Below are 22,042 nucleotides of genomic sequence, written 5' to 3' on the forward strand. Positions count from 1 at the left end.
AAAATCTACATCCCCTGCATCAAGTTCCCCTCGCAGGACCGGGGGGTTTCACCTCCCACGTCCTTGCCAACCCCCTCCCCCCGAGAGTGGGGCTTCGCCCCACATAAACCGGGAAACTACGTTTCCCAGACCCTTCCCCCTATTTTAAACACCGGAGGGGGCTTCGCCCCCTACAACCCCTTTCTGAGGTGAGTTAAATGAAAAAGCTCAAAATCTACATTCCCGGCATAAAATTCCCTTCAATCTCGCTCACGGGCAACGCCTGCGCTTTAAACTGCGCCCACTGCGGGAGGCACTATCTGGAGGGCATGAAGAAGCCCGAGCGGGGAGAGCTTTTGAACTACTGCCTCGACCTTGATAGGAAGGGCTACCTCGGCTGTTTGCTGAGCGGCGGGATGGACGCTCGTCTGAAGGTTCCGCTGGACTTCTACGCGGCCGAGATAAGGGAGATAAAGCGGAGGACAGGCTTAAAGCTAAACGCCCACGTTGGCTTCATCGACGGGAACGATTTGGAGTGGCTTAAGTGGGTTGATGTGGTTTCCCTCGACTTCGTCGGCGATGGTGAGGTAATAAAGCGCGTTTACAAAATAAACAAGACCGTAAAGGATTACTTGAGAATCCTCGACCTGCTCACGGAAGCGGGCGTAAGGATCGCCCCCCACATAACCATCGGACTGGACTTTGGAAAAATCCACTGGGAATACAAAGCCATAGACATGCTGGTGAACTACCCGATAGACGTCCTCGTTTTGGATGTTCTGATCCCAACGAAGGGAACGGAGATGGAGAACGTTCCGAAACCGAGCGTTGAGGAAAGTCTCGACGTTGTTAGATACGCGAGAGAGCGCTTTGAAGGCGAGCTGAGCATCGGCTGCATGCGGCCGCTGGGGAGATGGAGGCTCGACTTCGACAGGGGAGCGGTTTTGGCCGGCGTTGACAGGCTGACGAACCCGCCGAGGAAAATAATCGAGTGGGCAAAAACGGTGAGGGAAGTGGAGGTAATCTACGAGTGCTGCGTTATGTAGCTAAGAGGCTCACCAAACCTCGCTTCATCATAAATCAGAAAGGAGAACGCCGATCATCGCCCCTGTTAAAGTTCTTCTTTCACCGTAACGAAGGACACCATCGTGACCGTCTGTCCTATGCCCCTTATCTCCCTCAGCCTGTCCACGACTATCCTGCCGACCTCCTCTGAACTGGGGGCGCGGACCTTTATCAGCAAATCCCACTCGCCGGCTATTATGTGAACCTCGTAGACACCATCGAGGGCCGCTATCCTCTCCGCCACCTCCCTCTGGTTGAGCCCGGAATCGGGATCGTAGCGCGCCAGGATGAAGGCCGTCGTGCCGAGGTTGAGCTTCTTGTAGTTTGGCTTGACCGTGAACTTCTCTATAACCCCCTCCTCGACGAGCTTTTTGATGCGGTAGTGAACGGTCGTCCTCGGTATGCCGAGCTTCTTGCTCAGGCTGGCTATGTTCTCCCTCGCGTTCTCCTTAAGCTCCTTCAACAGGCGCAGGTCGGTGTTATCGAGCGAGCCCGCCATCGCCATCCCCTTTGTCATCCGTACAAAGACTGATGGATAAGTTGGACTCAGGGCTTATTTAAGGTTTTCCTTTAGCCACTCTGCAAAGGCTTTTAAAGCCTTCCCCCTGTGCGATATCTCGTTCTTTTCCTCGGTTGTCATTTCGGCAAAGGTTCTATCGAAACCGGACGGAACGAAAATCGGATCGAAGCCGAAGCCACCCTTCCCGCGGGGTTCCGTCGTTATTCTACCCCCAACCCTGCCCGTGAAGAGGTGCAGCTCACCATCCCAGTAGGCAACCACGCTCTTGAAGTAGGCGCTCCTGTCATCGACACCTTCCAAAAGCTTCAGAATACCGTCGATGCCAAGGGTTTTATAAACATAGGCCGAGTAAACACCCGGAAAGCCCCTGAGGGCGTTTATGAAAAGCCCCGAGTCGTCGAGGAAGAAGGGGCTGTCAACCCTTTCGGCGAGCCATTTGGCGCCGTACTCGGCCACTTCCTCGAGCGTATCGGCCTGTATCTCAGGATAGGGGAAGCGAAGCTGATAGACCTCAACGCCGAGGGGTTCAAGGTACTTCCTGGCTTCCTCAATCTTACCGGGGTTGGACGTTACAAAGGCCAGCCGCATGAAACCACCGGAAGAAGAGACCCAAAGGAAGTAAAAAGGTTGCCGCTCAGTCTATCCTGTACCCTATTTTCTCCACGAGCTCGCGCCGTTCCCTCCGTTCCTCCTCCGTTTCTATCCGGGTGGCGGCCTTACCGTCCACTATACCCAGAACACTCCTTCCGAGCTCGGTCTCGGCAACTATCACCTGGAAGGGGTTTTCGCTGGCCCCGTAGACCATGGCAACTGCTGGATGGTTCTTGACGGCGTTGAGGACGTTTATCGGGAAGGCGTTCTTCATGAGGATGACGAAGACGTGGCCGGCGCCTATTCTCAGGGCGTTCTTTGCAGCCAGTTTCTCCAGTTCGGAATCGTTGCCGGTGAACCGGGTGAGCTGCGGCTTTGCCTCGTTCATCGCTATTCCAAACTTTATGCCCGGAACCGTCGTGAGGAGGGTCTTCGCCAGGTCGTCTACGGTGAATATCGAGAAGTTGCCCTGTCCTATTATCACCTCAACTCCCTGGGGCTTCTCCACCTCGATCACGTCTATCTTGACCATCAACACCACCGGAATGGTTTAATACACCGAGGATATAACTTTTTCCCAGCCGGACGGTGGGTGAACATGGGCGGGCCATCCATGGAAGAGATAGAGCTCCTCGTTGATATTCTCAACAGGCATCCCCTTGATAGTCTGAGGAAGATATCGCGGGAGGAGGGCATGGAATACTACAAACTCAAGAGGCTCTACGATCGTTATTACGGCAGGTATGTCACGGTCAACGCGATGTTCAACATAAGGCGGGTAGGTCTCCGGAGCTTTGTGGCCTTCATGAACATCCCCAGGGAGAGCCTGAAGGAAGTGGGGTTCAGGATAACGAAGAACCCCTTCGTAGGCTACACGAACCCCATCTTCGGCTTTAAGAACGGCCTCTATTCAGTGCTCCACATTCCGGACGACCAGAGGGACAGGATTGACGAGCTGCTCTCGAGGTACTCGGACGACTACGAGTTCTACGGGGCCAGGGCCTATCCCCCCAGCGGGGACGACAGCTTCGGGAACTGGAACATCCCCTACGAGTACGCCATACTGATAGATATTCTCAAGTGGGACGCGAGGACTCCTGTGACCGAGATGGCAAGGAAGCTTGGAAAGACGAGACCAACGGTCAGGTACATGATAAACCGTCTCCGGGAGGAGGGAATACTCCTGGGTTTCATCGCTACGATAGAAATGAACATCCACGACAGGGGTGTCGTTGGTCTAACCAGGGAGCTGAAAAAAGAAGTCCTCGAAAAGTTCAGGGACTACGAGATAAACGCCGGCATCCTGTTCAACTACGGCTACCTCCTGGAATGGTACTTCTCATCAAAGGATGACCTGGGAAGCAAGATCCTGGAGTTCAGCAGCTACGTGGAAAAGATGGGCATAATGTATTTCGACGAAACGTTCCGGGAACTGAACAATAGGAACCTGAAAACACGCTGCGAGAGGATGGTCAGAAAAGATGGAAAGGGTTACCGCTCGATCATGGAATTCTAGGGGAAGAGCGGACAGTACTCAACGCCCTCTATATCCCCCGTCGCCTGGTACTCCAGGGCCCTGCAATCGTGACAGACGTACTTGATGGGACAGGCTCTGCACGTTTCTATCTTGTCCTTCGTCATCCTCCAGAACTCCCTGAGATGTTTCCTCCTCACGGTCCCCCTGATCCCCGCTTCCATCATGTCCGCCACCACATGGTTCCTCAGGAGGGGGCAGGGAAGGGCGTACCCGTCGGCAGTTATCGCAAGGGTCCCGGCGAGACAGTCGTGATACCTTTCGGTGGTCGGATTGAGAACCCTGCGCACCTCTATGACGTTGAAATCGAGCTTCCTTGCAGAGCCGGGGTAGAGGACGTCAACGTAGATCTCCCCGGGAAAGGTGGTCTTGAGGCCCAGAAAGTCATCCAGGTCAGAGCCCCTGACCATAATCAGTGCCCCATGGAGCCAGCGGTGGGCCTCAAGCCTCTGGAGGTTCTCCGACGAATACTCGAGCTCCGCTATGAAACGAACACCCTCAACGGGTCTTACTCTATCGAGGTCATCAAGATGAAGGACGGCGTGGACCTCATCAACGCCGATCTCGACGGAGTACGCGGCCACTGAGAGAAGATAATCAACGCTGTCGTAGTTGGTCAGCCAGAGCTCCCTTCCACCGGCTTTTCTGAACTCGGAGATGAGCTCCCTCACCCTTTCCACACTCAGGGGCTCCCGCCTCAGGAGGAAGCGGTTGTTGCCTATGCAGCCCAGTGACCTGGGTATCCCCTCAACCTCGGAGAACCTGCCCCTTCCCGCACCGAGCTGGAGTATCAATCTCTCGAGCTTCCCGCGGTGGGGTCTGGCGCTCCAGGGGGGCTTTGATATCGAAACGACCCTCGACGAGATGGGAACCTCAAAGGATCCTGATGCCTCGTATGTGATCTCCTCCACCGGCACCACCGGTAGAGGGATAGGCGGCCCGCTATATATACTTTTTCTATTCCGATTTTGCATACCATTGGAAGGAGTTTGCAAAAAATGGAAAATTCCAGATCACGGATGGGGAATCTGCCTATCGCCCTCAATCCAGAAGGTGCCCCCGTCGGTCACCTCTTTTTTCCAGACGGGGACGCGCTTCTTGACCTCATCAATCGCCCACGAGCAGGCCTCAAAGGCCTCCTTCCTGTGCCCAGCGCTGGCTATGATGAGTATGGTATCTTCCCCAACATCAAGCTCGCCGTAGCGGTGCCATATGAGGATGTCGATGATCGGGAACCTCTCGAGGGCTTCCTCCCTTATGCGCTCCATCTCCGCCTCGGCCATCTCGGGATAGGCCTCGTAGATGAGCTTCTCAACTTTTCTTCCGCGGCTCTCGTTCCTGACCCTGCCGAGAAAGAAGACGTAGGCTCCAGCCTCGGGGACGGAAACGTGATCCAGGGCCCCGTTGAGATCGAAGGGTTCTTTCATGAGTCTGACCTTCATGCCACCACCGGCGGAATTTGGCCTTTGAACGTTAAAAATCGAGCGGTGGAAAGGTTTAAGTGGCCGGAGGGGGAGCTGCGGTGGTGGTGTTATGAAGGGGTACGCACTCCCACTCCTCGTGATCCTCCTGGTCGGCGCGATTGCCGGCTGCATGGGTGGCGGCGAAACGACGGCCAAACCGACGGCCAGCATCGTCCCAAACGGCACGGAAAAGATGGAAACGACCGGCTCTCCCAGACCGGCCGTCACGACAACCCGAAAGGAACCGGATCCAGGGGAGCTTCTGGAGGGGGTACGCTCAATAAGGCGGTTCACCTACAACAGCAACACATCTCTGGTAATGACGGTGACCGTGGAGGGGAATGAAAGCTCGGAGACCGACAACGTTACCCTGCGGATCATCGAAAGGGGCTACGTAGACTACGACTCCTGGAGTGCCTGGATAAACACGACAACCATAAGCCTTCCCGACGGGACCGGGACGGAAACGTCGCGGATAATAGTGAACAACGTCACCTACCTGCGGACTGCCGTCGGCTGGGTGAGGATAGACGATCCCGCCGCAAGCGAGATGGTGTGGAGGTACAGCATAGTGAGCCTGGCGAGGAGATACCTGGCTGAGAAACCGGACTCCATCGAGGAGGGGAAGATCCTGCGGCTGATCTACCGCATTCCCGACTACGAGCTGGAGCCTCTCGCAGAGGCCTACTTCTCAGCGTCAGCCCAGACCTCTGTGTACGTCAGCGGGGGAAGGCTGGAGCTCCACTTCAGGGGAAACAGACTCGTCGGGGGAAGGCTCGGTTTTGATGTAAGTTCCGTGACGGAGGTCAGCGACCCGATTCTAGGCGAGATGAGGATAACCCAGGAGGGAAGCTGGGACGAGACCTTCGAGATAACCTCTGTGAACAGAAGGATAGAGGTCAGGCCCCCTACCTGAGCTCGACAACGTCGAAGGTATTGTAGGCGAGATCAACGAGCAGGAGCCTGTTCAGGAGGGGCTCCCCGAGGCCCGTCAGGAGCTTTATAACCTCCATCGCCTGGATCGAGCCCACGACTCCGGCTATGGGTCCGATCACCGGGAACTTTCCCTTCCTTTCTTTAACGTTGGGGAAGATCTCGCGAAGGCTTTTCGTTTTGCCAGGAACTATCGTCGTCACCTGGCCGAAGGTCCCCTCTACCGCGCCGTGAACGAGGGGGATTCTCTTCCGGTGGGCGTAGTCGTCGAGCAGGAACCTCGTCTCGAAGTTGTCGAGGCAGTCAACGATTACATCGACGCCATCGAGGACATCATCGACGTTCTCGGCGGTGAGCCGCCCAACGAAGGTCTCGATTTTTATGTCGGAGTTGAAGCGCTCGAGCTTCCACTTCGCCGATAGGGGCTTGGGGTTCTTCTCCAGGTCTTCCTCCCAGTGGAGTATCTGCCTGTTCAGGTTGCTGAGTTCAGGTTCCTGTTCGTCTATCAGGAGTATCGTCCCGATTCCGGCAGCAGCTAAGTAGTAGGCAACTGGACTTCCCAGACCGCCGACTCCAACGACGGCCACCTTCGAGTTCTTCAGCTTCTCCTGGCCCTCCTTCCCGAATATCATTATCTGCCTGTCGTAGCGCTCGATTTCCTTCTCGCTGAGCATCTCAACCACCGCTCACGGGGGGAAATATCGCGACGATGTCTCCATCCCTTAAAACCTCGTCGAAGCGCACGTAGCGGCCGTTCCGCGAAACGTTGACATCGGCCAGGTCGTCCTCCTCCGCGAAGACCTCGTTTTTGAGAACCGGGTGCCTCTCCTTCAGGATCTCGATGAGTTCCCTAACGGTTATTCCGTCTGGAACCTCAAGTTCTTCCTCGCTTTTGCCGACGAGGGAGCGGTAGCGCGCGAAGTAGCGAACGGTAACCTTCATCCACATCACCCAAAAGAGGTTGGAGGGGAAGTTAAAAAGGGTTGCCCGGTGGCTCGCTACCAGGGTACGCTCTTCCATCCCATCCTGTAGGCGAAGTAGTTGGCCCCCCAGTGGATGAAGGGAGTAATTATCAGGACCATCAGCATCTGATCGCCCCTCAGGGGCTTGACCGGGTAGGCGAAGGCAAGGGCCGAGAGGAGGAAGCCGAGCTGATCGAGGCCTATCGCGGGAGCGCCGCGCGGAAGGTTGGCACGCCTCTTGAGGAAGCTACCGACCAGATCGCCCACCAGGGCTCCAAAGGAGAGAAGGAAAGCCAGCAGAACCGCGGTCTTAAGATCGCCGTAGAAGTCGGGTGTTATGAAGTACTGAATCACGCCGGTAAGGGTTCCAAAGGCCACTCCACCGATGAAACCCCGCCAGGTCTTTCCGTCACCGAGAAGTCTTCTTCCGTCCCTCCAGGTCCTTCCGCCGTCTATCGGTCTCCCTCCCCCAACGAGTACAGGGGTACCGTTGGCCACATAGGCGGGGAGGACGTACCACAGGGCCCACAGGAACGATGAGAGCGACATCACTGTTCACCATCCGGTGTAGGGGGATGGAGTTTTAAAGCTACCGGAGAAGTTTAAACGATGGGAGAACCCTGGAAGGTGATGGAGATGGGACTGAAGACTGTACTCGGGCTGGTGACCATAGCGATAATCCTCTGGGTGGGTTACGTGGTCTACGCCGCCTTCACCTCCCAGCCAGAGGTGAACGCCCGGTGGGGTCAGGTAACAGAGGACAGGACGGAAATAGTACTGGAGGGCCGGCTCAACAAACCCCTGGCAGTTCCCCTCTCGCTGGAGAACCTGACCGTGGAGTTTATGGGCATCCCGGTTATGGGGGTCGAAGAGTTCAATTACAGCGCCCTCGGGAAGGAGCTGGAGATCGTTCTTGCCGTCGAAAACCGGAACCTGGTCCGTGCCCTCGTCAGGTACCTCGACAACGGCCAGAGGGGGACGGTCCTTGTGCTCTTCAGGAGCAGGCTCCTGGGGATCATACCCATTGACTACGACTTAAGGCGGGAGGTCAGCGAGGACATCCTGGCCAGCTTGAACTTCACCGCAGAGAGCAGGGAAATAGCCGGTGGCCTCGTTAAAACCCCAGCCCTCGTCGGAACCACCTTTGACTGGGCCGGTGAGGAGAAGGGGAAGGCCGTCCTGATTGCCCACATGAAGTTCTACAACCCCAACAGGTTCCCCGTGCCCGTAGGGAACGTCAGCTTTGAGGCCTATGCCAACGACATCAAAGTGGCCTACGGAGAGACCCGGAACAGGGTCGTCATACCCGCCAACGGATACGCTGTCCTGGATCTCCGGGCCTACATCATCGAGGACTCCCTTCCAAAGGCATGGGTCCGCCACGTCAGGAACGGGGAGGTGAGCAGGTTGAGAGCCAACGTCTTCCTCAGTCTGGACTTTATGGGGCAGAGCTACCGGGTCAGGCTCGCCAGCTACGAGGAAACCATGAAGACGGAGATAATGGAGACCCTGAACGAGATGCTGGACGAGATACTTGGATGAAGGTTTTTAAGGCCATTTCCTTTTCCATTTTGGGTGTGCGGGATGAAAGTGAGAGAAGTTCACGATTTTCTGAACGAGATGTGGGAGAGCATCTTTGCGCTCAACGATGAGCTGAAGGCAAACCCGCCGGAGGGCTTTAAGATCGAAGACGTTGAGGAGGTCTTCGGAGCTTACCTTTTCCTAGACGGCGAGTGGAGGCAGATGAGCTATCCGCACCCGGCCTTCGAGATAAAGCCCCAGATCGAGGTCGGGGCGACGCCGGAGAGCTACTACCTTGTGGTTGCCGTTCCAAGGGAGAGGATAAGCGAGAACTTCGTCGGCCTCTTCCTCGAGCTCTTTCCCAGGAGCTTCATCTACGGTTCGGAAAACTTCCTGAGCGACGTCTACAACTGGAGGCGCGATGGGAGGGTCTCCCCGACGGAGGTTCTCGAGAGAATTGAGAAAAGCGACGAGAAAGTTTTCCAGTTCGAGGCAAACTTCGGGAGCGTAAAGGCCCTCAAGCAGGGAATCAAGAGGCTCATAGACCTCGGAAAACGCTTTGAAATCTTCGACCTCTGAGGTGTCTCTATGGGCTATGAGGAGGCCTTTCCACCGGAGCTGAGGGAGTACTACAGGAAACTCTTTGGGGACGAGGCGGAGGAAATAATGGCCTCCCTCCGGACACCGGTGGAGAAGTACTACATCCGCGTGAATACCCTGAAAACGAGCCGCTCGAAGCTGATGGCCATTCTGAGGAAAGAAGGTTTGAAGCCAAAGAGAAGCCCCTACCTTCGGGAGGGGATATACTTCGAGAGGGAAGGTCCCAACTTTCCGGATGATTATGAGCCGGACCTTCCCGCCGTGAGGGCCAACAAGTTCGCGAGCGAGAGCGTCTACCAGGGTGCGATGCTCTACGCTCCCGGTGTTCTCCAGGCGGACAGAAGGATAAAGCCTGGAGACGAGGTGGAGATTAGAGACCCGAGGGGCCTGCTCGTCGGAATTGGCATAGCCAGGATGGGCGCGAAGGAGATGATAACCTCGACTAGGGGCTTAGCAGTGGAAGTGACCCTTCCAAAGTTCAAGCTTCCAAGTTTGAGCGAGCTAGAGAGCTTTAAGGAGGGCCTCTTCTACGCCCAGAGCCTGCCCTCAATGGTCGTTGCCCACGTCCTAGAGCCGAGAGAGGAAGATTTAATAATCGACATGGCGGCCGCTCCAGGCGGAAAGACGAGCCACATAGCCCAGCTCATGCAGAACAGGGGAGAGATAATCGCGATGGACAAATCGAAGAACAGGCTGAGGAAGATGGAGGAAGAACTTAAGAGGCTCGGCGTTAAGAACGTCAGGCTCATAAGGATGGACGCGAGGAAGCTGCCAGAACTCGGAATTCATGCCGATAAGATACTCCTCGATGCACCCTGCACCGCCCTCGGCATAAGGCCCAAGCTCTGGGAGAGCAGAACTCCAAAGGACATCGAGGCGACCGCGCGCTACCAGAGGGCATTCATCTGGGCGGCGGTGAAGTCCCTGAGGAAGGGCGGCGTTTTGGTTTACTCCACCTGCACGCTCTCGCTGGAGGAGAACGAGGCGAACGTGAAGTACGCCCTTTCGAAGGGACTCAAACTCGAGGAGCAGAGCATCTTCATAGGTTCCCCGGGGATCGGAATTGAGAACGTGCAGAGGTTTTACCCGAACAGGCATCTCACCCAGGGCTTCTTCATAGCCAGATTCAGGAAGGTGTAGGGATGGGAAAGAGGAAGTACTCTCTCTCCGGGCTTGGTATCGTTGTGATCATACTTCTCCTCTGGTGGGCCGGAATAGGCGACGTGATCGAGATCCTCAAGACCGCGAGACTGGACTACTTCCTCCTGGCGGTTCTGGCGTACGTGGCATCCCTCCTGGCCTGGGCCCTCCGCTGGAGGGTCCTCCTCAGGAGCCTGAACATCCGGGCCAGCTTCAAAACAATACTCGGAGCCCTCTTGGTCGGCGTTTTTGTTAACAATGTAACTCCCGGTGCCAGGGGCGGCGGCGAACCGGTGAGGATGTACTACATCGCCAAGAAGACCGGTGAGCCCTACGGCCACGTCTTCGCGACTGTGATGATGGACAGGATAATGGACGTCATTCCCGTGGTTTTCATGCTTCTCCTGGCAACGATTCACGTCTACAGACTGGGATCGTTCACGCTAACCGTGACACTCCTTCTCCTGGATGCGTTCTTTGCCATCGCCACCTTCGCTACACTCGGTGTTCTGCTCAGCGAGAACCGGACGAAGGGAATCCTCTACTGGCTCTACCGCCAGTTCAAGAGGATAATGCCGAAGAAGGCCCTCAAGTACGAGGAGCGCTTTGTCAGAATCGTCGAGATCGACGTCCCACGCTTCCAGGAGAACTTCAGAATACTGATGAGGCACAAGAGGGCCTTCGTTCTCTCGCTCTTCTGGTCCTTCGTCACCTGGTTCTTCATCCTCCTGCGTTCCTACTTCATCTTCTGCAGCATAAACAACCCGATAAGGCTTCTCGACGTTATGGTTGTTCAGATGATAAGCATCGTCGTCGGAATGTTCGCCATCGTCCCGGGCGGTGCGGGATTGATAGAGGCCATAAACTCGGCCGTCTACGTCCTCCTGGGAATTAACAAGGAGGTTGCCGTTACCGCCACCCTCCTCGAGAGACTGGTATCCTACTGGGGGCCGACGGTCATAGGGGCTCTCGTGATGGCCCACTTTGGAATCAGGCTGAGGAAAGGATCAAACGACAACGATATAAACGGGAACGGGGAAGAGAAAGACTAACGGTGCACACCATGGACTGGAAGAGGGTGGCGTTTTTCGGCGGGGCACTCGTTGTGATCGGTGCCCTAATCAACTGGGCGGGGGCCCAGGGGGTAGTGGAGATCCTCCGGAACTCGAGGCTTGAGTACCTTCTGCTCGCGGTGGTCGTCTACCTCCTGACCCTGCTGGCCTGGGCCCTCCGGTGGAAGGTTCTCCTGAAGGGGCTTGGAATAGAGGCCCCCCTCTGGACGGTGTTCAAGGCGATATTCGTGGGGATGTTCTTCAACAACATAAGCCCGGGAGCAAAGGGCCTCGGTGAGTTCATCAGGGTCTACTACCTCGCAAGGGAAACCGGAGAACCCTACGGTCCTATGACCGCGAGCGTGATGATGGACAGGATACTCGATCTGATTCCGATAGCCGTTATGATGATCACAGCAACGGTTCACGTCCACCGGCTCGGCGAGACCGCCCTCACCTGGCTCATTCTCTTCCTGGACGCGGTAATGTTCGGTTTCGCGGCCCTCGTCATAGGGCTCCTGATGAGCGAGAAGAGATCCCATGGGGCGATCTGGTGGATATTCCGGCTGTACGAGAGGGTGTCCAGGGGGAGGGCCGAGCGGAGAAGGGGAACCTTTGAGGAAATAGACCGGGTGACGATTCCCCGCTTCCAGACGGACTTCAGGCTTCTAGCCAGGAGCAAGCTCCACACCCTGGTGGCGGTGCTTCTGTCCTTCGTCTACTGGGGCCTCACGATAGCCAGGTATCACCTCATCTTCATGGCCATAAACTACCCGATAGAACCGGTGGACATAACCGTGGTTCTCGTCGTATCGATGGTGGTCGGAATGTTCGCCATCGTCCCGGGCGGTGCGGGGATAATAGAGGCCGTCAACTCCGCGGTGTTCATAGCCCTGGGCATAGACCCCGAGTTCGCGGTTACCGGAACGATCCTTGAGAGGCTCATATCCTACTGGGGGCCGACGGTCGTGGGCTCCTTTGTGGTCGCGGGCCTCGGGGGGAGGGATGAGGTCACCCCGCCCGCCCCGGAAAGAGGGGTTCTGGAGGAAGAAATGGGGGAGGGATTATGAAGTTCGGCGTTGTCGCGAGGAGGGATAAAAAGGAGGCCCTCAAACTGGCCTATCGCGTCTACGACTTCCTGAAGGTGAGCGGATACAGGGTCTTCGTTGACAGGGAAACCTACGAGAACCTGCCCGAGTTCAGCGAGGAGGACGTCCTTCCGCTCGAGGAGTTCGACGTGGACGTCATAATAGCCATCGGCGGGGACGGTACCATCCTTAGGGTGGAGCACAGGACGAAAAAGGAGATACCGATACTCGGTGTAAACATGGGGACCCTTGGTTTTCTCACAGAAGTCGAACCCCACGAAACGTTCTTTGCCCTCAGCAAACTCCTTGAAGGTGAATACTACATTGACGAGCGCATAAAGCTCAGAACGTACCTGAACGGGAAGAACAGCGTCCCGGACGCTCTCAACGAGTCCGCTGTACTGACGGGAATTCCGGGCAAGATAATCCATCTGAAGTACTACATCGATGGCGGCCTGGCGGACGAGATAAGGGCTGACGGATTGATAATATCTACGCCCACCGGATCCACGGGGTACGCAATGAGCGCTGGGGGACCCTTCGTTGACCCCAGGCTCGACGTGATGGTCATAGCCCCCCTGGCGCCCCTGGCACTGAGCTCGAGGCCGATGGTCGTTCCGGCGTCCAGCACCATAGACGTGAGGAACCTCGCCCTCAAGAGGGAGATCATCCTCGCCATTGATGGCCAGTTCTACACACACCTGAACCCCAAGACCGAGATAACCATAAAGAAGTCCCCGCGTAAGGCCAAGTTTATACGCTTCACGCGGGAGATCTACCCCAAGTACACGATGAGGCTCAAGAAGAGGTTTTGAGGAGGTTCTTCAGCTCCCTGACCGGGGTGAACTCGAGGGACAGGATGTTGAGCTCCCTTTCGTCGAGCGTACCCTCCTCCACGAGCAGAAGAACCGTCGAACCGGAGCTGATGGCGTAGTCCTTCATCGAGGAGAGGAACTTGAATACCGCCGGGAAGTCGTTGTAGAGCACCAGTATCTCGGGGCAGTCAACTACCACGAGTTTTCCGCCGCCCCTCATGAATTCCACCGCGGCGTCAAGCAGAACGTGGAGCCTCGTCGGGCTCACGCCTCCCTCACCGATGGGGGTAACCCACACGGTCCTGACGTTTTCCAGGCCCTCGTACCTCCAGGGATCCCGGGTTATAACGAGGACGGGATCGTGCACGCACTTCCCGAGGAACTTCAAGAAATCTCCCTCATCGGAGCCGGTAATGTAGAGATAACCCCCGGGGGCGAGCTCTCCCCCGGCGCCTTCTTCCGAGGGGATGGGAAAGATGCGTCTTTCCACGCTGCTGATGTAGCTCAGCAGACCGTAGGCAACCCCCACTATGGCGAGGAAGTAGAGGACGTATTCGACGGCGTAATACGGACCCGGGAAAAGCCAGAAATCGTCCAGAACATCCATGAACCTGCCAACAGTGGCGAGTAGCAGGGATACTGCCGTGATTACTATGAACCTGTCCAGGGGCTCACCGTACCTGTGGACCCTCCTGAGGGAGTAGATGGCCGCGTAGCCAATGACCACGAGCAGCACGATGTCCGTTATGAAAAAGATGGGCGAGACTCTCAATCCCAGGTCACCTCAACCTCGTCGGTCCTGAACCTCTGCTTCACCACGGTTTCCTCGAGTGAAAAGCGTATTCCCGCTTTGAACATCCTCAAACCTGTGTAGGCTATCATGGCCCCGTTGTCCCTGCAGAGGTCGTAGGGCGGGACGAAGAATTCAACACCCCTGTCCTCCGTCATTATTCTGAGCATCTCGCGAAGACGGTTGTTCGCGGCAACGCCCCCAACTAGCACAACCTCGTCCTTGCCGGTGTGTGCAACTGCCCTCTCGGTGACCTCAACCAACGCCGAAAAGGCGGTCTCCTGGAAGGAATAGGCCAGGTCCTCAACGCGGTACTTTCCGGTGCGGTACTTTCTGACCGCCTCGGTGAGAACTCCCGAAAAGCTCAGATCCATGCCCTTCACCGCGTAGGGGAGTTCAATGTAGCGCTCCCCCTTTTGGGCGAGCTTCTCTATCTTCGGGCCTCCGGGAAAGCCTATGCCAAGCTCCCTAGCAAAGGTGTCTATCGCGTTCCCTATGCCTATGTCAAGGGTCTCACCGAAAACGCGGTAGCGACCGCCCTCTAAGGCGAGAACCTGCGTGTTGCCACCGCTCACGTACAGACCGACCGGGTCCTTGACGCCGAACATTTTGGTGATTTCCACGTGGGCTATGCAGTGGTTCACGCCCACTATCGGCTTTCCATAGCGTATTGCCAGCGCCCTGGCCGCGGTCGCGACGACCCTCAATGCCGGCCCGAGACCCGGCCCCTGGGAGAAGGCTATAACGTCAACGTCCTCCATCGTTATTCCTGCCTCGTTGAGGGCCTTCCTCAGAAGGGGCTTGAGAAGGCGCGCGTGGTGCTCGGCGGCCTCCTTCGGGTGGATTCCACCCTTCTCGGTGGTGAGAGTGTGAAATACGTTGGCGAGAACCTTTTTTTCGGTGACGATGCCTATGCCGAGGGTATGGGCGGTTCCCTCTATGCCAAGGGATATCATGGGAAGTTAAACGACCCGGCCGTTTAAAAGCCTTTGTCCGGGTCGTCCCTGAGAGAGAGCCAGTAAAGAGCCCTCGCGGCCCTCTCCGGCGTGGGGAAGTTCTTTATTCCAGCCCTTTCGAGGACTTCAACGCCGTCCCTGACCAGCTCCCCCGCCATGAAGTTGACGATAACCGGCTTGTCGCAGTCGGCCTCGATGACCGCCTTAGCCACTTCCTCGCTCGGTATGAATATCGGCGGCACGCAGATGACTAAGAGAGAATCAACGTTCTCGTCCTTACACACTACCTCGATGGTTCTTCTATAGCGCTCGTAGTCCGCATCCGCTATGAGGTCAATGGGATTCTTAACGGAGCACTGCTCTGGAAGGAAGGAGCGGAGTTCCCGGACGGTTTTCCCGCTCAGCTTCGCGATCTCAAGACCTAGCTTTTCCAGCTTGTCCGTCGCTAAAACGCCGGGACCACCGGAGTTGGTTATCACCGCTACGCGCTTTCCGGCTTTAAGATACATCTCGAAGGCTTTAGCCGCATCGAAGAGTTCCTCCATCTCCTCTACCTCTATCGCGCCTGCCTGCCTGAAGGCCGCCCTGTAAATCTCGTAGGAACCTGCGAGGGAACCCGTGTGAGATGCTGCAGCTTTGGCGCCGCTCGCGCTCTTCCCTGCCTTGAGCACTATGACGGGCTTCTTCTCACTCGCGTAGCGGAGGGCTTTGAGGAAGCGCCTGCCATCCTTAACCCCCTCGATGTAGAGGGCTATGGCCTTCGTGTTCTCATCGTCGGCGAAGTATTCCAAAAAGTCGCTCTCGTTCAAATCAGCGGCGTTTCCATAGCTTACAAAGGCCGAGAATCCAATCCCCTCGTCGTTACCCATGGCCAAAGCCGCTCCTCCGAAGGCACCGCTCTGGCTGATTAGAGCGAGTCCGCCTGGTTTAACCCGAACCTCAAAGGACCCGAAGAACTTCCCGTGGACGCCGAAGACCCCGGCGCAGTTGGGGCCTATGAGTCTAACGCCGTGCTTTCTGGCCTTCTCAACAAGCTCGCGCTCCAGCTCATCGTTCCCGACCTCGGAAAAGCCAGCAGAGATGACGACGGCGCCCTTGATGAGCGGCCCTATCTCGTCGATCAAAGACGGAACGATTTTTGAGGGAACCGCGATTATCGCAACGTCAACGGGTTCCTCAAGCTTTTGCATGATTTCAAAGCGCTTTCCAGCGACCTCAACGGTTCCACCCTTCGGGTTGACGGGAATTATCTTCCCATCAAAGCCGCCCTCCACGATGTTCCTGAGGATCTCGTGGGCTATCGCGCCCTCTCTAAAGGAGCCGAAGACGGCGACGCTTTTGGGATAGAAAAAGAAGTCCATTCACTCACCCTCCTCGAGGCTGACGACGTCAACGAGCTCGTCCACCGGGGTTTCCCCCTTATTTTCGGGCTCTTTGGAATTCTTCCTGCGCCTCCGCGCGAAGAAAAAGGCCGCGACACCCACCGTGAGTGCCCCGCCCAGGAGGTAGTAAACCCGATTCCCGGACTTCTTCTCGATGACCGTTATTATGACGGTGTTATCCGGGGCGAGCTGGTAGGTTCCGGCGGTTACCCTGATCTCGTCGAACCTGCCCGGAAGTTTGACCATAACCTGCCATACCCTCTCCTTCGATGTCTCGCGATAGGCCACCTCGGGCCGGGCTATGCCGACGACGATGAGGGTTCCGTTTTTCTCGAGGGTGTCAATGCTGACCACGTCCATTGTCTCCTTGAAGCTCCTGAGCAGGTACTCCACCGTGGAGTCGTACTCGGGAACCCGGTCAAAGGTAGCGTTGAACCTCAGGTAGCCGTCCTCGGGATCGAAGGAGAGGGTTATGCTCTTGTGGGTGGAGTTTATGTAGCGCAGGAAGGTATACGCAGGAGTGTAGAGCTCGATGAGGGGAATGTAGCTCCCGTTGGTCCAGATGGCAACGCCCTTCGAGAAATCGTCCGGCCGCGGGGCGAGGTTCTTGATCTCGTAGTTCCTGGGAAGAACCACCGTCATTCGGTCCCATGTGTAGTCGAAGACATGGCCCTTAAAGACGAACTGCAGGTTACCGGAGAGGGGACACCTCAGGACCTTCCCATCGGTACTCACGAGGAAGTTGGAGATCGCAAACGAGACAGTGGCGGACCAGTTGTCACCCACCCTAACCGGGCCGCCCTCGGGGAGATATATCGTCCCCGAGAGGTTGACCTCCTCAAAGCGTCTCTCAAAGTTGTCCTTCAGGTTGCCGTAGACGAGCTGCCGAACGAAGTCCCTGAATTCCTCCCGGGCCCGGGTGGTGTTGTTGGCCGCGAGGTGATCGAAGTAGGCCCGGTAAAGGGGATCCTTCAGAACGGCGTGGACGCTGAAGCTTCCGATCCACACCTCGGAACCGTTGAGCTGGACGGGGGAGACCCTTATCAGAAAGTTCAAGTCGAAGAGGGGCTGCGGCTCGGCGGCACTGACCCCTCCGAGGGTCCCTGCCAGGATGAGAATGAGAACGGGGACGGCAAGCTTCTTCATTCCTTCACCTCCGGAGAAATCTTTCCGGCCAATAAAAAAGCTTATTGGTTCCGGGCCCAACGAAGGACCATGAAGAAATTCAAAAAAGTCGTCGTCGGCGGAACCTTCGACAGGCTTCATCTGGGCCACAAGGCCCTCCTCAGGAAAGCCTTCGAGGTCGGCGAATACGTTTACGTGGGCCTAACCTCCGACGGGATGGTGAGGGACAAGCCCCACGCCGAAAGGATTCTCCCCTACGGCCTTCGCCTGAGGGATCTGATCAAATTCTTCGACGTCAACGGGTACTCCAGCTACCGCGTGATCAAGATCCACGACGCCATAGGTTTCGCTGCGGAGATGAGGAGCCTTGAGGCCATAGTCGTGAGCGAGGAAACCTACAGGGGGGCTCTGATAGTTAACCGGGCCCGGAAGGAGAGGGGTCTAAAACCCCTGGAAATAGTCGTCATCCCCCTGGTGAAGAGCCCGATAGGGCCCAAAATAAGCTCCTCCCTCATACGGGCCGGGATGATAGACCCCTTCGGCAGACCCCTCCAGTGGAAACAAAACTCCCGAAAGACGTTTAAGGGAAAAGAACGTAACACCTCAGGTGATACCGATGGTAAAGCTGAGGGAACCGATCATAGCCATAAACTTCAAGACCTACATCGAAGCGACCGGAAAGAGGGCACTGGCGATAGCAAAAGCCGCTGAAAAGGTCTGGAAGGAAACGGGGATAACCATCGTGGTTGCACCCCAGTTCACCGACCTCAAAACGGTTGCAGATAGCGTGGAGATACCGGTCTTCGCACAGCACCTGGACCCGATAAAACCGGGAAGTCATACAGGCCACGTTCTTCCGGAGGCGGTTAAGGAGGCCGGGGCCGTAGGAACGCTCCTCAATCACTCGGAGAGAAGGATGATCCTGGCGGACCTGGAGGCGAGCATTAGAAGGGCTGAGGAAGTTGGACTCATGACGATGGTCTGCTCCAACAAACCGGCAGTTTCAGCTGCCGTTGCCGCCCTCGGCCCGGATTATGTAGCGGTTGAACCGCCCGAGCTGATAGGAACTGGCATTCCTGTCAGCAGGGCCAAGCCCGAAGTGATAACCGATACCGTTGAACTTGTCAGAAAGGTCAACCCCGAAGTGAAGGTTCTCACCGGAGCAGGAATATCAACGGGCGAGGACGTGAAGAAGGCCCTCGAGCTGGGAAGCGTCGGCGTTCTCCTCGCGAGCGGCGTTACGAAGGCGAAGGACCCTGAAAAGGCAATCAGAGACCTGGTTTCCGCCATCATCTGAACCCTTCCACAGTTTTTGCCGGAACTCAAAGTTTATAAAGCAGAAACTTTGCATTTTTCGCAGGGCAGCCCGGTGGTGTAGCGGCCATCATCCCGGACTTTGGATCCGGGGACCGGGGTTCGAATCCCCGCCGGGCTACCATAGAAACTTTTCTGGCGAAAAGTTTCATCAAAGTTCGTAGCTCCTTTTGACAGGCTAAATTTTTGAGAGGGTTTTTGTTTGATCGTCGCTTCGAAATTGAGAACTGTTAAATTGCCCCTTTTAAAGAGGGTTTAGTTTTAAAGAAGACACCCGAAGGGTGTCAAAGAAAAGTAAACCCACATTAAAGGTTCCTTTACAGTCAGTTCCTGCCAATAAAGAGTTCATCCGTGAGTTAAACCCTCGAAGTTGCGTTTTGAGGAGAGCTACGTATTTTTGGTGAAGCTTTTTCCAGAAGTCTCAGCGCTGACGGAAAGTCGTTGAATGTTTGTGAGATCCCCAATGTCGCACGTGCCTTTAATGTGCTTTACATCCAGTGGCTTTCGTGCTCAAACTGACGTTTTAAGGAGGGGTTTACTTCCAATAGTGCCCAAGAGCGCAGGAGGCATAAACCCAAAGTCAAAGATTGAGCATCCACTAAAGAAAGCCCACTAAAACTCCCCTATTACAAAGCATGTACAAAGTACTCTGAAGCGAGTAAATGGGTAAGAACCGTTTTGATCAAACTTCGCCCTGCAAAGTTTGCTAAAACGCAAACTCCTCCACAGTGAACGTCTCCATGACCCGCTCGAAGTCGTTCTCCGGGGCGTAGGTGAAGCCGCAGTTGGGGCACTTAAGAACGCCGTTCTCCTCGCTCAGCGGTGAGAAGCAGACGGGACAGCGGTACTCCTCGCGCTTCAGCCTATCGTAGATCTCATCCTTCATGACGATCAGGTTAAGCTCGGTCTCCCAGTCCTCATGCAAAAGCCCCCAGTAGGGGATCTCCACCGGGTAGTAGTCCTCAAGAATGAGGGCGTTTATGCCTATTCCCCTTATCCCGGGTGGAAGCTTTCCCGTGGGCTCGATAGAAACGACGTGCTGGTCGTAAAAGTCTATGTACTCGGCCCTGATGGTTAGACCGCGGGAGAGTTTTGAGCGTAGCGGAAAGATCTGGAGAAAGAGGCCCTCCTTCTCAACGTCCCAGCTCGCGCTTACTGAAACCGATCCCCTGGTGAAGAACTGGGTTATGTATCTCTCATCCCTCCCCTCCCCAGCTAAAGAAAAGCCCAGCTTACCAAAGGCCCGGGAGAGGAAGGTCGGCCTCGGAAGCTTCCGGTAGTTTATCAGGTACTCTCCTATCCAGCCCGCGAGGGGCATGGAGTAGCCTATAAAGGCCTGCTTTTGAACGCGCAGGTAAGCAACGCTGGGGAGGAGCTTGAATCCCTGCATTTCCACCGAAAAGGGAACGGTGTTATCGTATATATGATTAACGGAAAGCCCGGGAGAAAAGAGACAAGGGTCAGGAACCAAAGAAGTCGTCGAGGCTTATCCCCTTCTTTTTCTTCTTGCCCTTCGCCATGCGCCCTTCTTCCGCCCCGGTCTTTTTCTTCTCCCTCATATACTCCTTAAGGGCGGCCTTTTCGAAGCCCGTAGCCGGCTTTATCTTCTTCTCGGAGCGCCTGGGCCTCTCTGGGGTTTTTCTGATTTCCTTTGAAGGGGTTTTCTTAGTCCTGTCCTTCGCTCCCTTCTTCCCGTTTCCGCTGGCCTTCAGCTCGTCGAGATAGCCGTTCCTACCGTTCGACTTCCCGGTCCGCTCTTTAATCATCTTCTCGCAGACGTCCGCTGAAAAGCCCATGAGGGTCCTCTGCCTCTCGGGAAAGACGTTCTCGAAGAGGCTCTTAATGTCCTTCTCGGTCAGGCATATCCTCTGTCTGGTATAGTCCTTGACGTTATAGCGGGTAACGAGCATCTTCGCCGTTGGCAGGTACTTCTCGACCGCGCCTTTGCTTACCGTCAGAACTATCTTCCCCCCGCATCTGGGACACTTTCCTCCGAGAGGAGGTCTGCGGTACTTCGTGTTACACTTAACACACCGAAACTCCTGCCTCGTAAAGCTCCTGAGGTTGCCCCTCAAGTCCGGAATCAGGTGGGAGTTGAGTATGGTCTCGGCAACGTGGTGTTCATCAACCGCGCGAATCCTCTCGGCCAGGGCGAGCTGTCTCTCAACCTTCTCCACCATATCGCCGAGTTGCTTGTAGAGGCTCATCTTCGGACCGAGACCGATGTCATCGGTATCGTGGGTGAACTTCAACCCCTCGTACATCTCAGGCTTCCCGAGCCTGTCCTCGACGCGCTCGATGAACTTTATTGACTTCGGCGACTTCATCTCGTAGGTGGCTTGATAGAATTCGAGGGGATAATATCTAACTACGTCCATGTTGTGGACCTCGCTGTCAACCTCCCTCGGATCAAGCCTCGTCGTAACTACCAGTGGCGCATCCATCTTTCCACCGCGTTTCTCCGGGAGGTAGTACTTGCTGAAGTTGAGCAGGGCATCGAGGAGGAGCATAACGGCGTCTTCGTCACCATCGCATTGGTGTGTTATAATATTTTCATTCATTAGAACGTTATGGTAATTTTTAGCATTAAGAGAGAACACAAAGTCATCTCTAGACTTAACATAATGAATATGCCCAACACGCAATAAATGGACTTCATTATCGCTGATAACACCCATAAACTCGCCCTCTTTCACTTCGAAAGCCCGCTTTTCCACAAACTTCCCGTTCTCATAGACGAGAACCGGATGGTCAACCGTAGTTTCGAAGCTCCTTCCAAGCTCAAGCTCAAAGCGAATGAGGTGGTCCGTTGAAGGGGCTTTTATGACGTCCTCGATGTCGGTCAGAACGACTTTACCGCTCTTGGGGTCGAAGGAGTAGACCTTAACGTTCACCTTGGGCTTTTTCCTGACGTAGACCATGTTCTCATAGCCCTCTCCCTCAAAAAGCTCGTAGAGTTCGCGGAGCGTTATCCTTGCCGGTTTGCCGTCTATCTGCACTAAAATTCTCGTGTCACCGGGGAAGCAGTTCCTCCTCTTCGCGGCGTGGTAATACGGATGAGCGTAGCCGACGAGAACGTCGGAGAAGCCTATAATCCTTCCAATGATTCCGGCCGATGTGTGGGGGGCGAGGCCTATGACAAGGTGGCCGACCAAATCTTCCATCTTCTCGGCGTTGTAGAACCTTGGTAAACCGTAGAACTTCTCGAGGAG

Annotated in this window: 23 protein-coding genes, 1 tRNA gene and 2 pseudogenes; 12 read left to right on the top strand and 14 right to left on the bottom strand. The window is 55.8% G+C overall.

From position 1 onward, the window contains the following. Positions 1 to 197: 197 nt before the first annotated feature. Positions 198 to 1,025 (top strand): radical SAM protein, encoded by an 828-nt coding sequence (locus MV985_RS06890; RefSeq protein ID WP_297464688.1) that lies wholly within the window; start codon positions 198 to 200, stop codon positions 1,023 to 1,025. Positions 1,026 to 1,090: 65 nt separating this feature from the next. On the opposite strand, the gene MV985_RS06895 is transcribed toward MV985_RS06890, so the two are convergent. From MV985_RS06895 to MV985_RS06905, 3 genes are read right to left on the bottom strand one after another with little or no spacing between them, the layout of a single operon-like run. Then, positions 1,091 to 1,543, bottom strand: a complete 453-nt coding sequence (locus MV985_RS06895; protein ID WP_297464720.1) for an Lrp/AsnC family transcriptional regulator — start codon at positions 1,541 to 1,543, stop codon at positions 1,091 to 1,093. Positions 1,544 to 1,597: 54 nt separating this feature from the next. Then, positions 1,598 to 2,152 carry an XTP/dITP diphosphatase gene (locus MV985_RS06900; RefSeq protein WP_297464690.1) on the bottom strand — a complete coding sequence of 185 codons (555 nt, stop codon included), beginning with the start codon at positions 2,150 to 2,152 and terminating at the stop codon, positions 1,598 to 1,600. Between the two features lie 46 nt (positions 2,153 to 2,198). Further along, positions 2,199 to 2,687, bottom strand: a complete 489-nt coding sequence (locus tag MV985_RS06905) for an adenosine-specific kinase (protein WP_297464722.1) — start codon at positions 2,685 to 2,687, stop codon at positions 2,199 to 2,201. Positions 2,688 to 2,753: 66 nt separating this feature from the next. Here MV985_RS06905 and MV985_RS06910 point away from each other — a divergent pair, with 66 nt between their 5' ends. Then, positions 2,754 to 3,671, top strand: a complete 918-nt coding sequence (locus MV985_RS06910; protein ID WP_297464691.1) for a winged helix-turn-helix transcriptional regulator — start codon at positions 2,754 to 2,756, stop codon at positions 3,669 to 3,671. On the opposite strand, the gene MV985_RS06915 is transcribed toward MV985_RS06910, so the two are convergent. Beyond that, complete coding sequence (locus MV985_RS06915; protein ID WP_366085302.1) at positions 3,668 to 4,609, bottom strand: SPASM domain-containing protein; 942 nt, start codon at positions 4,607 to 4,609, stop codon at positions 3,668 to 3,670. The two genes, MV985_RS06910 and MV985_RS06915, sit on opposite strands and share 4 nt — an antisense overlap. A gap of 93 nt (positions 4,610 to 4,702) precedes the next feature. Continuing rightward, positions 4,703 to 5,131 (bottom strand): molybdenum cofactor biosynthesis protein MoaE, encoded by a 429-nt coding sequence (locus MV985_RS06920; protein WP_297464693.1) that lies wholly within the window; start codon positions 5,129 to 5,131, stop codon positions 4,703 to 4,705. A 91-nt stretch (positions 5,132 to 5,222) separates the two neighbouring features. On the opposite strand from MV985_RS06920, the gene MV985_RS06925 reads away from it, so the two are divergent. Further along, positions 5,223 to 6,068, top strand: a complete 846-nt coding sequence (locus MV985_RS06925) for a hypothetical protein (RefSeq protein WP_297464695.1) — start codon at positions 5,223 to 5,225, stop codon at positions 6,066 to 6,068. On the opposite strand, the gene MV985_RS06930 is transcribed toward MV985_RS06925, so the two are convergent. From MV985_RS06930 to MV985_RS06940, 3 genes are read right to left on the bottom strand one after another with little or no spacing between them, the layout of a single operon-like run. Further along, entirely contained in the window at positions 6,061 to 6,759 is a 699-nt protein-coding gene (locus MV985_RS06930; protein WP_297464697.1) for a ThiF family adenylyltransferase, read from the bottom strand. The genes MV985_RS06925 and MV985_RS06930 overlap by 8 nt on opposite strands. 1 nt (position 6,760) lies before the next feature. Further along, positions 6,761 to 7,027 (bottom strand): ubiquitin-like small modifier protein 1, encoded by a 267-nt coding sequence (locus MV985_RS06935; RefSeq protein ID WP_297464727.1) that lies wholly within the window; start codon positions 7,025 to 7,027, stop codon positions 6,761 to 6,763. A gap of 56 nt (positions 7,028 to 7,083) precedes the next feature. Further along, complete coding sequence (locus MV985_RS06940; RefSeq protein ID WP_297464699.1) at positions 7,084 to 7,596, bottom strand: CDP-2,3-bis-(O-geranylgeranyl)-sn-glycerol synthase; 513 nt, start codon at positions 7,594 to 7,596, stop codon at positions 7,084 to 7,086. An 81-nt stretch (positions 7,597 to 7,677) separates the two neighbouring features. Between MV985_RS06940 and MV985_RS06945 the strand changes: the two genes are divergently transcribed. The 6 genes from MV985_RS06945 to MV985_RS06970 are packed head-to-tail and all read left to right on the top strand — an operon-like array spanning position 7,678 to position 13,263. Continuing rightward, a complete protein-coding gene (locus MV985_RS06945; protein ID WP_297464701.1) occupies positions 7,678 to 8,589 on the top strand; it encodes an LEA type 2 family protein in 912 nt (303 codons plus the stop codon). A 42-nt stretch (positions 8,590 to 8,631) separates the two neighbouring features. Next, positions 8,632 to 9,147 carry a DUF3201 domain-containing protein gene (locus tag MV985_RS06950; RefSeq protein WP_297464730.1) on the top strand — a complete coding sequence of 172 codons (516 nt, stop codon included), beginning with the start codon at positions 8,632 to 8,634 and terminating at the stop codon, positions 9,145 to 9,147. 9 nt (positions 9,148 to 9,156) lie between these two features. Further along, entirely contained in the window at positions 9,157 to 10,308 is a 1,152-nt protein-coding gene (locus MV985_RS06955; protein ID WP_297464703.1) for an RsmB/NOP family class I SAM-dependent RNA methyltransferase, read from the top strand. Between the two features lie 2 nt (positions 10,309 to 10,310). Further along, the gene (locus MV985_RS06960; RefSeq protein WP_297464705.1) at positions 10,311 to 11,360 is read left to right on the top strand and encodes a lysylphosphatidylglycerol synthase transmembrane domain-containing protein; all 1,050 of its coding nucleotides are present in this window, start codon (positions 10,311 to 10,313) and stop codon (positions 11,358 to 11,360) included. An 11-nt stretch (positions 11,361 to 11,371) separates the two neighbouring features. Beyond that, on the top strand, positions 11,372 to 12,430 hold the full coding sequence (locus tag MV985_RS06965; protein ID WP_297464706.1) for a lysylphosphatidylglycerol synthase transmembrane domain-containing protein: 1,059 nt from the start codon (positions 11,372 to 11,374) through the stop codon (positions 12,428 to 12,430). After that, positions 12,427 to 13,263: an NAD(+) kinase gene (locus tag MV985_RS06970; protein WP_297464707.1), complete on the top strand. Its 837-nt coding sequence runs from the start codon at positions 12,427 to 12,429 to the stop codon at positions 13,261 to 13,263. Before MV985_RS06965 ends, MV985_RS06970 begins: the two co-directional genes overlap by 4 nt. On the opposite strand, the gene MV985_RS06975 is transcribed toward MV985_RS06970, so the two are convergent. Genes MV985_RS06975 through MV985_RS06990 form a run of 4 tightly spaced genes read right to left on the bottom strand, consistent with a single transcriptional unit; the run spans position 13,247 to position 17,537 of the window. Next, a complete protein-coding gene (locus MV985_RS06975) occupies positions 13,247 to 14,035 on the bottom strand; it encodes a DUF835 domain-containing protein (protein ID WP_297464709.1) in 789 nt (262 codons plus the stop codon). The two genes, MV985_RS06970 and MV985_RS06975, sit on opposite strands and share 17 nt — an antisense overlap. Next, positions 14,032 to 15,009, bottom strand: a complete 978-nt coding sequence (locus MV985_RS06980) for a bifunctional N(6)-L-threonylcarbamoyladenine synthase/serine/threonine protein kinase (protein ID WP_297464711.1) — start codon at positions 15,007 to 15,009, stop codon at positions 14,032 to 14,034. Before MV985_RS06980 ends, MV985_RS06975 begins: the two co-directional genes overlap by 4 nt. A gap of 23 nt (positions 15,010 to 15,032) precedes the next feature. Continuing rightward, on the bottom strand, positions 15,033 to 16,370 hold the full coding sequence (locus tag MV985_RS06985) for a CoA-binding protein (protein WP_297464714.1): 1,338 nt from the start codon (positions 16,368 to 16,370) through the stop codon (positions 15,033 to 15,035). Then, complete coding sequence (locus MV985_RS06990; RefSeq protein ID WP_297464716.1) at positions 16,371 to 17,537, bottom strand: hypothetical protein; 1,167 nt, start codon at positions 17,535 to 17,537, stop codon at positions 16,371 to 16,373. 69 nt (positions 17,538 to 17,606) lie between these two features. On the opposite strand from MV985_RS06990, the pseudogene coaD reads away from it, so the two are divergent. The 3 genes and pseudogenes from coaD to MV985_RS07005 all read left to right on the top strand — a co-directional run. Then, positions 17,607 to 18,071: pseudogene (gene coaD, locus MV985_RS06995) on the top strand (phosphopantetheine adenylyltransferase); the annotation flags it as partial. 61 nt (positions 18,072 to 18,132) lie between these two features. After that, positions 18,133 to 18,813: a triose-phosphate isomerase gene (gene tpiA / locus MV985_RS07000; protein WP_297464718.1), complete on the top strand. Its 681-nt coding sequence runs from the start codon at positions 18,133 to 18,135 to the stop codon at positions 18,811 to 18,813. Positions 18,814 to 18,879: 66 nt separating this feature from the next. Further along, positions 18,880 to 18,954 (top strand) — tRNA-Gln (locus tag MV985_RS07005). 582 nt (positions 18,955 to 19,536) lie between these two features. On the opposite strand, the gene MV985_RS07010 is transcribed toward MV985_RS07005, so the two are convergent. Together MV985_RS07010 and MV985_RS07015 are read right to left on the bottom strand one after the other, a co-directional pair. Beyond that, positions 19,537 to 20,220 carry a hypothetical protein gene (locus MV985_RS07010; protein WP_297464732.1) on the bottom strand — a complete coding sequence of 228 codons (684 nt, stop codon included), beginning with the start codon at positions 20,218 to 20,220 and terminating at the stop codon, positions 19,537 to 19,539. Between the two features lie 70 nt (positions 20,221 to 20,290). After that, a pseudogene (locus MV985_RS07015) lies at positions 20,291 to 22,042 on the bottom strand (DNA polymerase II large subunit); the annotation flags it as partial.

The organism is Thermococcus sp. (genome assembly GCF_027012695.1).
Classification (GTDB): domain Archaea; phylum Methanobacteriota_B; class Thermococci; order Thermococcales; family Thermococcaceae; genus Thermococcus.